Origin of the sequence: Pseudoduganella sp. R-32, from assembly GCF_049913245.1 — a bacterium.
Classification (GTDB): Bacteria; Pseudomonadota; Gammaproteobacteria; order Burkholderiales; family Burkholderiaceae_D; genus Rugamonas.
Genome location: NZ_CP183987.1, coordinates 4,954,263 through 4,968,872 on the forward strand (window position 1 = coordinate 4,954,263; position 14,610 = coordinate 4,968,872).

General features: G+C 61.0%; 15 protein-coding genes and 1 riboswitch. Of the genes, 4 read left to right on the forward strand and 11 right to left on the reverse strand.

From position 1 onward, the window contains the following. Positions 1-51: 51 nt before the first annotated feature. The gene (locus tag ACN9MU_RS22485; protein ID WP_426162668.1) at positions 52-450 is read left to right on the forward strand and encodes a VOC family protein; all 399 of its coding nucleotides are present in this window, start codon (positions 52-54) and stop codon (positions 448-450) included. Positions 451-456: 6 nt separating this feature from the next. On the opposite strand, the gene ACN9MU_RS22490 is transcribed toward ACN9MU_RS22485, so the two are convergent. From ACN9MU_RS22490 to ACN9MU_RS22500, 3 genes are all read right to left on the reverse strand, one after another. Next, positions 457-870, reverse strand: coding sequence for a GFA family protein (locus tag ACN9MU_RS22490; protein WP_426343481.1), 414 nt, complete (start codon positions 868-870; stop codon positions 457-459). A 10-nt stretch (positions 871-880) separates the two neighbouring features. After that, the gene (locus ACN9MU_RS22495) at positions 881-1,339 is read right to left on the reverse strand and encodes an Imm26 family immunity protein (protein WP_426343482.1); all 459 of its coding nucleotides are present in this window, start codon (positions 1,337-1,339) and stop codon (positions 881-883) included. Positions 1,340-1,448: 109 nt separating this feature from the next. Continuing rightward, entirely contained in the window at positions 1,449-1,751 is a 303-nt protein-coding gene (locus ACN9MU_RS22500) for a ferritin (RefSeq protein ID WP_426162672.1), read from the reverse strand. A gap of 125 nt (positions 1,752-1,876) precedes the next feature. On the opposite strand from ACN9MU_RS22500, the gene ACN9MU_RS22505 reads away from it, so the two are divergent. Together ACN9MU_RS22505 and ACN9MU_RS22510 are read left to right on the forward strand one after the other, a co-directional pair. After that, a complete protein-coding gene (locus tag ACN9MU_RS22505; RefSeq protein WP_426343483.1) occupies positions 1,877-3,040 on the forward strand; it encodes an iron-containing alcohol dehydrogenase in 1,164 nt (387 codons plus the stop codon). Between the two features lie 7 nt (positions 3,041-3,047). After that, positions 3,048-3,146: riboswitch (TPP riboswitch) on the forward strand. 73 nt (positions 3,147-3,219) lie between these two features. Further along, positions 3,220-5,310 (forward strand): TonB-dependent siderophore receptor, encoded by a 2,091-nt coding sequence (locus tag ACN9MU_RS22510; RefSeq protein WP_426343484.1) that lies wholly within the window; start codon positions 3,220-3,222, stop codon positions 5,308-5,310. A gap of 42 nt (positions 5,311-5,352) precedes the next feature. Here ACN9MU_RS22510 and ACN9MU_RS22515 read toward each other — a convergent pair whose 3' ends face one another. The 4 genes from ACN9MU_RS22515 to pnuC all read right to left on the reverse strand — a co-directional run bounded on the left by ACN9MU_RS22515 (position 5,353) and on the right by pnuC (position 8,187). Beyond that, complete coding sequence (locus tag ACN9MU_RS22515) at positions 5,353-5,868, reverse strand: hypothetical protein (RefSeq protein WP_426318622.1); 516 nt, start codon at positions 5,866-5,868, stop codon at positions 5,353-5,355. 481 nt (positions 5,869-6,349) lie between these two features. Beyond that, positions 6,350-7,054 carry a hypothetical protein gene (locus tag ACN9MU_RS22520; RefSeq protein ID WP_426318623.1) on the reverse strand — a complete coding sequence of 235 codons (705 nt, stop codon included), beginning with the start codon at positions 7,052-7,054 and terminating at the stop codon, positions 6,350-6,352. 3 nt (positions 7,055-7,057) lie between these two features. Continuing rightward, positions 7,058-7,573 carry an AAA family ATPase gene (locus ACN9MU_RS22525; RefSeq protein WP_426343485.1) on the reverse strand — a complete coding sequence of 172 codons (516 nt, stop codon included), beginning with the start codon at positions 7,571-7,573 and terminating at the stop codon, positions 7,058-7,060. Then, complete coding sequence (gene pnuC / locus ACN9MU_RS22530; protein WP_426162678.1) at positions 7,570-8,187, reverse strand: nicotinamide riboside transporter PnuC; 618 nt, start codon at positions 8,185-8,187, stop codon at positions 7,570-7,572. The genes ACN9MU_RS22525 and pnuC overlap by 4 nt, the downstream gene beginning before the upstream one ends. A gap of 222 nt (positions 8,188-8,409) precedes the next feature. On the opposite strand from pnuC, the gene ACN9MU_RS22535 reads away from it, so the two are divergent. Then, positions 8,410-8,877: a hypothetical protein gene (locus tag ACN9MU_RS22535; protein WP_426343486.1), complete on the forward strand. Its 468-nt coding sequence runs from the start codon at positions 8,410-8,412 to the stop codon at positions 8,875-8,877. A 60-nt stretch (positions 8,878-8,937) separates the two neighbouring features. Here ACN9MU_RS22535 and ACN9MU_RS22540 read toward each other — a convergent pair whose 3' ends face one another. From ACN9MU_RS22540 to ACN9MU_RS22555, 4 genes are all read right to left on the reverse strand, one after another. After that, a complete protein-coding gene (locus ACN9MU_RS22540; RefSeq protein WP_426344899.1) occupies positions 8,938-11,019 on the reverse strand; it encodes a S46 family peptidase in 2,082 nt (693 codons plus the stop codon). A gap of 126 nt (positions 11,020-11,145) precedes the next feature. Then, on the reverse strand, positions 11,146-12,678 hold the full coding sequence (locus ACN9MU_RS22545) for a PAS domain-containing protein (protein WP_426162681.1): 1,533 nt from the start codon (positions 12,676-12,678) through the stop codon (positions 11,146-11,148). Then, entirely contained in the window at positions 12,675-13,589 is a 915-nt protein-coding gene (locus ACN9MU_RS22550; RefSeq protein ID WP_426343487.1) for a PAS domain-containing protein, read from the reverse strand. Before ACN9MU_RS22550 ends, ACN9MU_RS22545 begins: the two co-directional genes overlap by 4 nt. After that, on the reverse strand, positions 13,579-14,583 hold the full coding sequence (locus ACN9MU_RS22555) for a chemotaxis protein CheB (RefSeq protein WP_426318628.1): 1,005 nt from the start codon (positions 14,581-14,583) through the stop codon (positions 13,579-13,581). Before ACN9MU_RS22555 ends, ACN9MU_RS22550 begins: the two co-directional genes overlap by 11 nt. Between the last annotated feature and the right edge of the window lie 27 nt (positions 14,584-14,610).

Sequence of the window (14,610 nt, forward strand, 5' to 3'; positions counted from 1 at the left end):
TCGTCAGGATGCAGCACCGAATTACCGTTCCAGATCAATCAAGGAAACGCCATGAAAAAACAAGTCATCCTCAATTTGCCAGTGAAGGACCTGGAAAAGTCCAAGGCCTTCTTTTCCGCGCTCGGCTTTACGTTCAATGCACGATTCAGCGGCGATAACGCGGCATTCATGAACGTCGTCGGCGACACAATCCAGGCCATGCTGACGACCGAACCTTTCTTCAAGTCCCTGATTGGCAAGCCCGTCGCGCAGGCCAAGGAAGCCAATGAAATGGTCATCTGCCTGAGCTGCGAAAGCCGGGAAGAAGTCGACACCCTCATCGCCAAGGCCATTGCCGCCGGGGGCCGCACGCCGCACCCGCCGGAGGACCATGGCTTCATGTACGACCAGGGCTTCGAGGACATTGACGGCCACCTGTGGAACCTGGTGTGGGTGGCGCCGGAAGCCTGACAGCGACTAGGCGCGTTCAAGAGCGCCATCGCGGCGCGTGCGGCGGTAGCGCGGCAGGTCGTCGCAGATCGGCTCCCAGTGCAGGCGGTTGTCGGCAAAGGTGTGGTCCTGCGGCGGCAGTGCTTCGGGATCGTCCAGGCTGGCGGTGGTGATGTCCAGTTCGCCGGGCGTGCTGTCATCGGCAAAGGTGAGGTGGGTGCCGCAGACGCCGCAGAATTCGCGCGTCACGCCGGGGCTGGAATGGTAGATGGCGGGCTTGCCGCGCACATAGCGAAACTGTGTGCGCGGTACGCTGAACCAGGCCACGCTTGGCGCGCCGGACAGGCGGCGGCACATCGAACAATGGCACCAGGTGCAATTCAACACCGGCGCGTCTGCCTCATACTGCACTGCGCCGCAAAAACAGCCGCCCGTGTACATAGGGATCTCCCTACTCCAGCAATTTGGTCATGAGCAGTTCCGCCGAGCCGTAGCCAAACAGCGAATCGCTCTCCAACCCCTCCGTGTCGTATGGCACGGACACTTCGCGCTCCGGCTTGGCCGGATCGTCGCCGTACGTTGCCTGCCAGGCGCGCTTCAAGACATCGGCGCGGCGGATGAACATCGGCACCGGCCAGTCGATGCGCTGGAAGCCGATGGTATTGCCGATCACCGGCCAGCGCCCGTTGGCCAACGCGATGTCGCCGGTGCGGATCACCTTCAGCGCATCGTTCGCCTTCAGCTGCTGCACGTCCGCCAGGGTCGGCAGCGTCCAGTGGGTCGGCCCGAACAGGTAGGCCAGCATGACCTTTCCTTGCGGTGATAGGCGAGCCACCAGTCCGGTGGCATAGCCGCCATTTCTAAGCGGGATGGCAAACCAGCTGCCCTCCCGGTACGGCTGCAACTTCATCGACTTCCTTTCTCGAAGTCGGGGTCAGGTCTGGCAATCGGACACGGGCTCGACCGTAGGCGTCGCCTACGGTCGAGCCCGTGTCCGATTGCCAGACCTGACCCCGACTTTAATCACCATAGTGGTACTGCGCGGCGATCGGTCCCGCCTTGAACAGCGCTTCCTTCATTTCCTTGTCCATTTTCGGGTCGCGCCGGCGCACCCATTCCAGCAGCATGGCGATCTGCTTGCGCGTGGAATCGCGGTGGCTGGCCATGACCAGCTTCAGCTCGGGGTCGGTGCACGTTTCGATGCGCTGGTTTTGCAAGTCCAGCATCTCGATCTTCTCACTCAACGACGTTAGCGCCCGGTGCATGTCCAGCACCTGGGCATTCAAATAGTCGCGCGGCTCGACCACGTGTTCCTGTGTCATCTCACTCTCCTTAGGCATGCGGGTACACGCATTGTCAGCCTGCGGCGCGGATTTCTCAAGTGTAGCAAGGCGTCCTGCGGGGTGTCGCACGGATGGGCGAGATTTGCGCGATAATGCCCGGCACTATGCAAAACTTTGAATTCCACAATCCAACCCGTGTCATCTTCGGCGTGGGTCAAATTGCCTCCTTGGCAAAACATATTCCTTCCAATGCACGCGTATTGATGCTCTACGGTGGCGGCAGCATCAAGTCGAATGGCACGTACGACGAAGTGCGCACGGCCCTGGCAGGTCACACCGTGCTCGAGTTCTCCGGCATCGAGCCGAACCCGCGCTACGAAACGCTGATGAAGGCGGTGGAACTGATCCATCGCGAAAACATCGATTTCCTGCTGGCTGTAGGCGGCGGTTCTGTTGTCGACGGCACAAAATTTGTTGCCGCGGCGGCGGCATATGACGGCGATGCCTGGGACATCCTGAAAATCGGCGGCAAAGTGATCAAGGCTGCCCTACCCTTTGGCGCCGTACTGACCCTGCCGGCTACCGGCTCGGAAATGAATAGCGCCAGCGTGATCAGCCGCGCCGAGACGCAGGAAAAGCGCGCCTTCATGAGCCCGCATGTTTATCCGCGCTTCTCGGTGCTGGACCCGGCCAAGACCCTGACCCTGCCACTGCGCCAGGTCGGCAACGGCGTCGTCGATGCCTTCGTCCACACCACCGAACAATACCTGACCTACCCGGCCAATGCGCCGGTACAGGACCGCTTTGCCGAAGGCTTGCTGCAAACGCTGCTGGAACTGGGCCCGCAAGTGCTGGCGCGCCCGGACGACGTGGAAGTACGCGCCAACATCATGTGGACCGCCACCATGGCGCTGAATGGCCTGATCGGAGTCGGCGTGCCGCAGGACTGGGCAACCCACGGCATCGGCCACGAACTGACCGCGCTGTTTGGACTGGACCATGCGCAGACGCTGGCGATTGTCCTGCCGGGCATCCTGCAGATTCGCCGCGAAGCCAAGCGCGGCAAGCTGCTGCAGTATGCCGAGCGTGTGTGGGGGCTGCATGCCGGCAAAGGGACCGAAGATGAACGCATCGATGCAGCCATCGGCAACACGCGTGCCTTCTTCGAGCAGATGGGCGTGCCGACCCGCTTGTCCGGCTACGGCCTGGGCGCCGAAGCGATCGACGCCACCGTCGCTGCCATGGAAGCTGCCGGCCTGACGGGCCTGGGCGAACGCCGCGATATCACGCCTGCCGACGTGCGCAAGGCGCTGCAACTGAGCCTGTAGTACAATACCGCCTCGCTAGGGGTCCTCGCGCATGTGCGCGGGGTGAGAAATACCCTCCGAACCTGATCTGGATAATGCCAGCGAAGGAAAGCGTAGATGGTTGAAGGCTCGCAGCCCCGGAGCCTGCTCTCACCCTCGTGCTCTCCCGCTGGCGCATAACGTACAGCTTGAGCACAAACATGAATAGCACTCGCCTCACACTGGCCGCACTGGCCATTGCTTCCGCCTTCGCCCCTTCCGTCCAGGCGCAGGACCAGAAAATGACCGAAGTGGTCATTACCGCCAACCGTGTGGCCGCCGAACGCGCGTCCGTGGCCGGCTTCAGCGACCAGCCCTTGCTGCAGACGCCTGCTTCCGTCACCGTACTGACTCGCGAACAGATTCAAGACCTGAACATCGGCACTACCACTGACGCCGTCAAGTACGACGCGAGCATCGGTGACGCGTACAACGCCGTTGGCTATGCCGAGCAGTTCTCGATTCGCGGCTTCAAGCTGAATAACGCCAACTCCTACCGCAAGGATGGCCATCCGATTTCCGGCGATACCCAGATCCCGCTGGAGAACAAGGAAAGCATCGAAGTGCTGCGCGGGCTGGCCGGCCTTCAGCAAGGCGTCGCGGCGCCAGGCGGCGTAGTGAACTACGTGACCAAGCGTCCAACCGAGAACAACCTGCGTTCCGTGCAGTTCAAAGTGAGCGAGCGTGGCTCCGTGCTGGGCACGGTGGACCTGGGCGGCCGGTTCGAAGATAGCCGCTTCGGCTACCGTTTCAATGCTGCGGGTGAACGCATGCGCTCCATCATCAAGGGCGCGGACGGCCATCGCAGCTTCGTATCCGGCGCTTTCGATTTCCGCATCAGCCCTCAGGCGTTGCTGCAAATCGATGCCGATTACCAGAAGAAGTCGCAGAAGTCGGCGCCAGGCTTCCAACTGATCGGCGGTACCAATCTGCCGGTGGTCGATGCTGACACGTTCCTGAATGACCAGGCTTGGGCCAAGCCGGTGGAGACTGAATCCAGCAATATCGGCGTCAACTTCCAGTACCAGCTGTCGCCTGAGTGGAAAGCCACCCTGAGCGCCAACCAGCACCGCTTCAAGCGCGACGACTACACGGCCTTCCCATACGGCTGTGAGAACGAGTTGTTGTGGCCAGGCTATTGCACCAATGGCGACTACGATGTTTACGATTACCGCAGCCTTGGTGAAAAGAAGAAGCCGCTGTCTGCCAAGGCGCTGTTGAATGGCCGCTCCGCGACCGGTTCGATTCGCCATGAACTGACTGCCGGCCTGTCCTTCTTCAGCAACCACGAGAGCTGGGGCGATTACGTATACGAGAAAGCAGGCGTCAGCAATATCTATCACCCAGTTGCAGTGCCAATGACCGACAAGCAGGTTGGCCCGGTTTCCGAGCGCCGCAATGATCATGAGCGTTCCGCCTTTGTGCAGGATGTCATCGGCCTGACCGATCAGCTGGCGCTGCATGCCGGCGTGCGTTACGCTTCCCTGCGCCGCAATGAGGTTGACGTGGTCCCGGTTCGCGAGAATTTCTGGCTGCCGAATGTGTCGCTGGTATTCAGCCCGACCGCCAAGCTGTCCTACTATGCGAACTACGCCCAAGGCCTGCAGTACGGTGGCGTAGCCCCACTCGGCACTTCCAACTATCCGCACGCCCTGGCGCCGGGCAAGTCCAAGCAGGTGGAACTGGGCGCGAAGGCTGAAATCAACGGCATCTCCCTGTCGACCGCGCTGTATCAGATCGATCAGGGCCTGGAGTTTACCGACCCGGTTTCCAACGCATTCGTGCGCAGCGGCCAGGAACGTCATCGCGGCCTGGAATTTACTGCGCAAGGCAAGGTGACTCGTGACCTGCTGCTGGGTGCTTCGATGGCGGCCATCCGCGCGAAGCAGGAAGGCACCGGCCTGGCCGAACTCGATGGCAAGCGCGTGACCAACGTGCCGAACTTCAAGTCCACTGTGTGGGCTGATTACGCTGTGGCCGAAGTGCCTGGCCTGAAGCTGAATGCAAACTGGAGGTTCTCTGGCCGTAAGGCATTCGACCAGGAGAACAAGACCATGGTGCCTTCCTACCACGTGGTCGACCTGGGCGGCTCTTACGCTACCCGCGTGAGCGGTTCGACGGTGATCCTGCGCGCGCAGGTGAAGAACGCGTTCGACAAGTTCTACTGGCGTGATGTGACGCCGGAACTGGGCGGCTATCTGTTCCCAGGTTCGCCGCGCACCTTCCAGCTGTCGGCGCAGGTGGACTTCTAAATTTGCAATGCGGAGCCGGGCCCAAGGCGGCTCGCGCTCCGCTTAACCTAACGGAAGAACTGCGGAGTCGGACAGATATGCATCGATTTCTTCTTGCGAAGTGTCGACATTGCTGATCATCTCAAGGAGGTGCGCGAGGTTCGGGAACTCAAGGCGCGCAGCGAAGTGTTTGGCCTCGAGAACTTCAGTTTCCTCCCCACCGTACTCCCAGACGTGAAGATTTATCATTTCGAAGAGTGCACGATAAATGGACGAACCGTACGAGGTGACTTCGCTTGGACGCTCCAAATAAAACGAGATGTACTCAGGTTCATTCAGTGCAATATCAACTGCGAAAACCAGCTCCCCGTGCTCCCATAACGGCAAAAGCGTTCTGTGTGCCAAGTCCTCCCAATTTCCTGGGTAATCTGGGGCTCCTTGCGAATAGAAGTAGTAGGGGCAATTAAACAGGTCTCGCATGCCCGCAGGGGCGTCGAGCGCGCCAAGGAAATCCTTTACGGTAAGTGGGAGATTCAAGTGATGAATTGCCTCAATACGGCGGCTTTCTGATACGCTCATGCTAGGGTCCAATTTGTTTTGAAAGGCCGACTACTGCCAACCATTCGGGAAGCGCGAAATGTGGCGGAGACAAAGCCTGGAAGTCCTAAGATTGAATTGCGTGGCCCCATCGGTCTGCCCTTACCTCTTCATTCAAACAGCTTCAGGCCTCGATCAAGACCATCGCATCGATCGCCCTTACCTAATGCAACAAGCCTAACGCCCTGCACCTCAAAGGTCTCGATCATTCTCCGAAGCTCATTGGCGTTCGATGGCTGCTTGCTCACATAACAATGCCCATCGGACGCGTACGAGAATATATCAGGGTCCACGGTAAAAGGCTTTCCACACGCAGTGCAGCAACCCGCCTCCACATAAAAGTCGCCGCTCACGTTGTCGGCGAACGGGGCGCGCCCGCCCCCTTCACTTTCGGCGCAGGAACTCCATAGCGCGTTCCGAAAAGGATGAGTGCCCCCTGGCGGCAATCTGCGATGGGCGCAGTTCAGAACAGGTACTGCGCACGCATCGAGAAGGAATTGGCTGCGCGTCCTGAGTTTTTGCCAAACAGGTAGGCCGCTTCGTATTTGAGGCGGCCCGCTTCGCCGAAGAATGCCGGGCCGGCGCGGTGCGATTGTTTTTTCGACGGCAGCCAGTTGTTCCACTTTCCTACTTCGCCAAAACCTTGCAGGCCGGGAGAGAACCAGCGCTTCCAGCGTTGTTTCACCTGCCACTGGTAGGCCAGTTCGGTTTCGTTCTGCTTCCCGTTGTCCATCTCACGCTGGAAGAACACGTTGAAGTTCAACTGGGTGCGCCAGATCTGCGTTTGCAGGACTGGTCCGAATTCCACGTAGTAGCCGTTATCGCTCCGCCGGGCACGCTCCACCAGCGTGTGCAACGCGACATCGACGTCGTACTGGCCCTGGGTCAGCAGGAAGTCGTTTTGCCATTCGACGCCGGTGTTGCGGGTTTGCCGCCCGTTGCGTTGAAACCATTGCGTGGTGAGTTCGGTGTACCAGCGCGACGTTACGCCATAGCCGATGCCGATCTCCGGGCTGGCGGTGTTGCGCGAATTCTTGTAGTGGGCGTTCCAGTATTTGTAGTCGATTGAAGCCTGGCCTTCTACGTCGTAAACGGTGACCATGTAATAACCGGTCTCGCCAAACGCCGCCAAGGGGAACATGGCGGCCAACGCGAGCAGTTTTTTCATGCTTCAATCCCCCAGGAGTTGAGCTACTTGCTTCAGGCGTTCATCGAGGTCGCCCGAGATGCGCGTGTACGGTACGCCGCGCCGGGCCAATTCATCAAGCAGGATCGCATCAATAATACCGCTGACATCCTGCTCCTCATGATGAAGTCCGTCAGGTATCCAGGCAAATTCGGGTTTGCAGACAAGGGTTATGTCGTATTGGCGCGACGATGCGAGACTTGCGAGCTGCTCGTCGATGCCGCCGAAGTAATGGATGCTGTAGACCGCCGTCATCAGCGGCGTGGTGTCGCAAAAGAGGAAGCGGCCGTCCTGTGCAGCCAAGGCATCTTCCCGCGCCACCTGGGTGGTGGCAATGTGGAACTGGTCGGTCGATACGGGAACGCATTGGCGCGCGTCGCAGAATTCGCGCAGGTATTCGGGCACCCAGACCGCGCCGTAGCGCTCTGCCAGCGCTTGCGCCAGGGTGGTCTTGCCGGAGGATGCAGCGCCGATGATGGCGACGCGGTATGGCTGCTTCATTTCCAGACGACTGCTTCTTCCGGTTGGTCGCTACTGCTGCCCTGCCAAGCCAGCAGGCCGGCAATCGCCATGGCGACGAACATGCCGTACAGGAGGGCCGTCAGCATCAGGCCTTTATGCACGTACAACGCGACGTACAGCACGTCGACAATGATCCAGACGTGCCAGTTTTCGATCTTCTTGCGCGACAGGAGGGCTTGGCCGACCAGGCTGCCGGCGGTCAGGAAGGCATCTGCATTCGGCACGTCGGTGTCGGTAAAGCGGCGCAGGAACCAGGCCAGGATTCCAAAGCCCACCAGCCAGGCCACGCCGCACACTACTCGGCCGCGCGTGTGCAGGGTCGACACCCCCAGCTGATTCCCGTGGTTCCCGTGCAGCCATTGGTACCAGCCCCAGATCGAAACCGTGATGAACACGCCCTGCAGCGCCATGTCGCCATACAGCTTGGCGCCGAAGAACACCGCGCCGTACATGGCGGATGACAGGATGGCAAACAACCAGGCCCAGTGGTTCTGGCGGATGTTCAGCCACACGGTCAGCACGGACAGCACGAACGACACCAGCTCCAGTGGCGTGGTGGTGGCAAGGCCGAACAGGGAAATGGTTTCGTTCATGGGTTTGCGTTTGGGTGACGCGGGATTATGCCATGAGCAGGAGTCCTAGCCAAACCAAGAAGTTGCAATTTTAGAATCACCTTCAGGCAGCAGTAGTATGGGGGTCGCGATTTAGAGGGAAACTCTTATTCGCTCTTATCCACACTTAGAACCTCTTATTTGAACTTTTTTTCTCTTAAATTGGTCAAAGTCTGCATGCTTTTTTGAAAGAAGGAGGATGCCATGACCCAAGTGCTCTTCAGCTTGCCAGCCTCACTTGAGACATACCAAGGCCTCGGAAATTTTATGTACACGCATGGCCTGAAACAGGAAATGTTCGAGATCGTCGACGAGGCGATCAACACCTGGATGGAAGGATTCGTGACGGCGCAGTCCAGGCGCGCCGCATCGACCCTGGATGGTTATCAATGGAAGAACGTATTCCTTCCCGACGGGACAACACTACGAAACGTCTACAAGCGCACAAGCTATCTCGCACATGTCGAAGGACGTGAATTGCTCTTTGAGGGCAAATGCGTTTCGCCAGCTCAGTTTGTCAATCGAGTCGGCGGTGCATTTCGCAACGCGTGGGCAACGATATGGATTCGTTTTCCGAATGAAGGGGAATGGAAACAGGCAATGAGCCTGCGCAAGAAAACGCCTCAATTTAAGAGCAAACAAGGTCGAACAAGAGGAAATAAGAGCGCCTAAGAGCGTTTAAGAGTTTTACTCCAAATCGAAAAGGGGCTCATTACGAGCCCCTTTTTTTGCTTACTTCTGCGGATACTTGATCGTCATTTCATTCAGCAGGTTGTCCGCATGGTCAACCTCCTTCATGACCCACAGCATGTAGCGCACATCCAGGTGGATGGCGCGCGTGATGTCGCGGTCGAAATACCAGTCCTTGGTGATGGACTCGTAAGTGGAGTCGAAGTTCAGGCCAATCAGTTCGCCGCGCTTGTTCATGACGGCAGACCCGGAGTTGCCGCCGGTCGTGTCAGCCGAGGACAGGAAGTCGACCGGTACGGTACCCAGTACCGGGTCCTTGAACTGGCCATAGCGCTTGGCCTTGACCGCATCGATCAGCGCCTGCGGCGCGTCGAACGGCTCCTTGCCGGTGTGCTTCTCAAGGATGCCTTCCACCGTGGTGAACGGCCCCTTGGTAATGCCGTCGCGCCCTGGGTAGGCCGACACGGTGCCATAGGTCACGCGCAAGGTGGAGTTGGCGTCAGGGTAGACTGGCTTGCCCTGCGATTTCTTCCACGCGATCACCGCGCCCATGTACTGCGGGATGATCTTCTCCAGGTTGCCGTCGACTTCCTTGCGGCGCTCTTCCAGCACCATGGCCGCGCCGTGCATGCGCACGGCCAGCTTGATGAAGGGGTCGGCGGACTGCTCGAATTCGGCCGGCGCCTTGTCCATCCAGGCCAGGCGGGTTGCGGTATCGGCCAGGCCTGACTTCTGGTACATGGCAGGCACGTCGGCGATGGCCGGGGTCAGGTTATCTAGCCACTGCGGATGCGCCTTGGGCGGCAGCTTGGCGTAGCGCTGCAGGCCGGCCACGTAGCGGGCCTGGTCGACCGATGCCACCAGCGACTGCTCCAGGCGGCTCAGGCGCGCCTTGATGTTGGCCAGGTCGCGTTCCTGGAAGCCCGATTCGCGGTCGGCGTCCGGCTTCTGCTTTTCCAGCGCCAGGCGATACAGGGTGCGCGCGGATTTCAGCAGGTCGCTGTAGGTCGCCACGCCGTAGGCGAATTCGTCGTCGCTCAGTTCCATGTCTGCGGCGATGGCGGCATCCAGTTCGGCCAGCATGGCCTGCGAAGATTTCGGCTGCTTGCCGTACCAGGCGCGGAATTCGGCGTCCTGCTTGTCCTTGATGGCAGCGATGTCCTTGCGGGCGAAGCCGTCCAGCAGGCCCTGGGTCTTCTTCATGCGATTGTTGATCGACTTGACCACGCTGGCATAGCGCACCACGTCGTTTTCCTTGCCCTTGGTGGCGGCTGCGATGGCGTCCAGGTCGGCCTGGTAGTCGGCCACCATGGCCGGGTAGCTCAGGTCGCGCGCATAGCGGATCTCGACCGGCAGCTTGTAGCGGCTGGTGCGGCCTGGATAGCCGGCCAGCAGGATAGGATCGCCGTTCTTCAGGCCTTCGGCGGACACCACCAGGAAGTCCTTCGATTTGTAAGGCACGTTGTCCGGCGACGGGTCGGCCGGCTTGCCGTCCTTGCCCACGTAAGCGCGCAGGAAGGAGTAATCGCCGGTGTGGCGCGGCCATTCGTAATTGTCGATGTCGCCGCCGTAGTTGCCGATGGATTCAGGCGGCGCGTAGACCAGGCGCACGTCCTTGATCATCATCTGGCGGATGCGGTAGTACTCGGCGCCGCGGTGGAAGGCCGGCACGGAGCAGCGGTAGTTCTTGTCGGTCTCGCACTCGGCGATCAGCGCCTTGATGCGCTTTTTTACTTCGGCGTTGCGATCCTTGCCGGCCAGCTTGTCCAGGCCATCGTTGACGCGCGCGGTCACGTTGTCCACCTTGTCGGTCACGTAGACGCGAGTGGTCGGGCCGCCCGGCAGCTCTTCGGCGCGGGTCTTGGCCAGGAAGCCATTGGCGATATAGTTCTTTTCAGCGGTTGAATTGCGCTGGATGGCGCCGTAAGCGCAGTGGTGGTTGGTGACCACCAGGCCGTCAGGGGATACGAACGACGCGGAGCAGCCGTCCAGCGACACGATGGCGCTCATCGGATGCCTGGACAGGTCGGCCAGGCGTTCGGCCGGGATGGTGATGCCGATGCGTTTCAGTTCCGCCTTCAGTTGTGGCAGTTGGTGCGGCTGCCATTGGCCTTCGTCGGCCATGGCGGGAGCGAATGCTGCTAGCAATGCTGCCGAAAGTGCGAGTTTTTTAGTCAAATCAGTCCCCTGAACGTATAAAAGCACCGGCAGTATATGCGTTCCCGGCGTGCAGGGCTATTGACTTTTTGCTTACAAAGGGAGGCGAACCGTCACGCAGCATCCCGCGCCGGCTTCGTATTCATTCAGGGTAAAGCTGCCATGCAGGGCGTCGGCGCGCTCCTGCATGCCGATCAGGCCAAAGGACCCGGGCCGCTCGCGGCAGGACGGCGCGATGCCGATGCCATTGTCTTCCACTTCCAGCAGCACCACGCCCTCTTCTACCCAGAGGCGCACGGTGGCCACGCTGGCGCGCGAGTGACGCAGCACGTTGACCAGCGATTCCTGTACGATGCGGAACAGCACCAGGCCGGTTTCGCCGCCAATGGCCGCCAGTTGCGCCTCTCCGGGCAGCTCCAGTTCGTAATGCAGGTTGCTGCGATGGCGAAAATCGTTGACCAGCCATTCGAGCGCCGCCGCCAGCCCCAGGTCCAGCACCGAAGGACGCAACTCATTCATGATGCCGCGCACGCTGCGCAGGGTCGCGTCGACATTGTCCAGCGCCGAGGCGACCCGACGCGCAAAGCGCGTCTGGCGCCCGCCCATGCGTTCATTCAGCTGCGCGATGTCCAGCTTCAGCGCCAGCAGGTTCTGTCCCAATTCATCGTGGATTTCGCGCGCGATGCGCTTGCGTTCTTCTTCCTTGACCGCCGCCATATGGGCCGACAACTGGCGCAACTGGCCGTTGGCATGCAGCAGTTCGGCGGTGCGCTGCACCACCCGGGTTTCCAGGTTGCGGTGCAGGTCCTGCAGCGCCGATTCGGCCTGCTTGCGGCGGCTGATATCGGACAGCACCGCCACCACGCCGGCCACGCCGCCATCCGGCCCGGCCAGGGCGCGCAGCGACAGGGTCGCATGGTAGTCGCCGCCGTCCGGGCGACGCCCCGTCAGTTCACCTTGCCACCGGCGGCCGTCAAAAGCTGTCAGCACGGCGTCGGGGCCGCACAGCGTGGCCAGATCGCGGCCGATCGCGACCTCATCGGTGAGCCCGCTAATCGCGGAAAATGCAGGATTTACGGTCACGATTACGCCATCCGCATCGGCAAGCGCCACCCCCTCGCCGAGATTGTCCAGCACCGCAAAGGCGCGGCGCAGGGCCGCATCGTTCTGTTCGCGCGAACGCGCCAGGCCGATCACCATGCGGATCGCCTCGCCCGCGCCATCGAGGTTGGCCTCGATGCGTACCTGCCCACCGCCAATGCCTTCAAACAGTTGCGCCTCCATGGACGCACTGGCGCCGTCGGCGCGCAAGCCGGCCAGCAGCTGGCGCAAGCCGGGCTGGTAGTGCGGCGCCAGGAAGCGTTCCACCGGCTGTCCAGGCAAGTCCTGCAGCGGCATGGCAAACAGCACTTCGGCCGCGCGGTTGGCGCCGGCGATCATGCCGTCGCGCGCCAGCGCCAGGTAACAGACTGGCGCTTGGTCGAACAAGCCAGCGTAGCGCAGCAGGCCCTGCTCCACCTCGCGTTTCTGACGCTCGAGCTCCGCCAGGGCGGCACTCTGGACTTCCAGTTCCAGCTGGCTGACTTGCAGCTCATGCCATTGGCGCAGGGCGTCGGTGCGGCTCATTTGGTGCTACCTCCTTCAGGCGTTAAACGCGCTTCCAGCAGTTTCAGTTCGGTGACGTTGACGAAGGTTAGCACCAATCCGTCGATCACGTTGTTCACTGTACGGTACGGCATGATGCGCACCATGAACCAGCGTCCGTCGCGGGTCGGGATCTGGCGCTCGCAGAACACCAGGGAGCGCAGCACTTCGGCCGCATCGTCTCCCATGTCAGGGTAGACCAGGTCGTTGGCGATGTCGCTCAGCGGGCGATTCAGGTCGGTGGCGATCAGCTTGTACAGCTGGGTGGCCTGGTTGGTGTAGCGCCGGATATTCATCTGGCTGTCCAGGAAGATCACGGCGATATCGGTACTGTGCAACAGGTTCTTCATGTCGCTGTTGACCAGCGACAGGTCGTCCACCTTGGACTGCAATTCGGCGTTGACGGGGTACAGCTCCTCGTTCAGCGACTGCATTTCTTCCTTCGAGGTGGTGAGTTCCTCGTTGGTCGACTGTAGCTCCTCGTTGGTCGACTGCAGTTCCTCGCGCACGGCCTGCAATTCCAGGCGCGCCATGGTCAGTTGCTGCTCCAGCTCCTGCGGGCGCGGATCGGCGCCGCGGCTGCCGCTCCTGCGGGCCGGCATCGGCGCTGCATTGAAAGTCACCAGCAGGTTGTGGCCGGACTGGCCGTCTTCGCGCACCACTTCGGCCGTCATGTCGACCAGCAGCGAGGACACGCCATCCTTGAACAACAGCTCGCGCACCGATTCCGTGCTTTCGCTGCGGTTGGCGCGTTCGATCAGGTCCGCCAGCTCGTAGCGCAGGCCGTCACGCGCCATGGCGTGGATATTCCAGTTGGCGCGGCCGGAAGCAGGCTCCAGGTAAGTGCCGGTACGGCCGTGGATGTAAAGGATGTTGCCATCGCTATTGATCATGACTGCCGCCGGCGTATGCGTTTTGTGCAGCAGGTGTTCTACTTGTGTCTGGATATTGCCATTCATGGTCATGGTCGTAACTTCGATGGAACTTGGTTGCGCGGTCTTTGCTATCTTGGTGGGAAAGTAATTCGCCACGCGCTGCGTGCTGGCATCGAGCCGGCGGTAAATGCGTCCGCAGCCCGGAACCGGGGTAAACAACTCGTTGTAGTTGCCGGGCGTCAAGCTGGTGCAGCTTCATGCGGCGCTCGATGCGGCGCAGCACGGTGCTCATCTTGTACTCGGTGAAGTTGTTGCCCGTATGCCGCTGCAATAGCGACATCAGCTCGCGCAAGGCCTGGCGCCGCGCACGCGCCGCACCGTGGGCGCCGCCGTGCGGCACCGAGCGCACCTGGCACAGCCACATCGGCATGGCGCCGGGCGGCGCGACAAAATCGGCCACGCCGGCGGTAATGGCGCTGCGCGGCATCGAGTCGAACTTGGCGGAATTGGGCTCCTGCGCCAGCGTCACCCCGCCGGCTTCCTGGATCGCGCGCAAGCCGGCCGTGCCGTCGGTACCCATGCCGGAGAACACCACGCCGGCGGCGGCCTGCCCTTTTTCGGCAGCCAGTGCACGGAAGAAGGAATCGATCGGGTAGCGCGCGTGGGCTTCGGCCGTTTCCACCGGCATCAGCTTTTCGCTGGAAAAGGCCAGCTCGTGGTTGGGCGGGGCCACATAGACATGGTCTGGCCGGACTTCGATCGATTCGGCGATCTCGCATACTTCCATGCTGGTGATACGGCGCAGCAGCTCCGGCAACAGGCCGCGGCGCGACGGATCCTGGTGCTGCAGGACGATGAACGCCATGCCGGTACGCGTGGGCATGGAGGCAAGGAACTCGGAAATCGCATCCAGTCCGCCGGCAGAAGCGCCCATGCCGACGATCTGCACCGCCTGTCGGTGCCGTAGCGTTTCGCTGGAGTCCGGATCGGATGAAACCAAGGGGTTAGTCATTCCACCATGATGCCAGTGCGGCAAGGA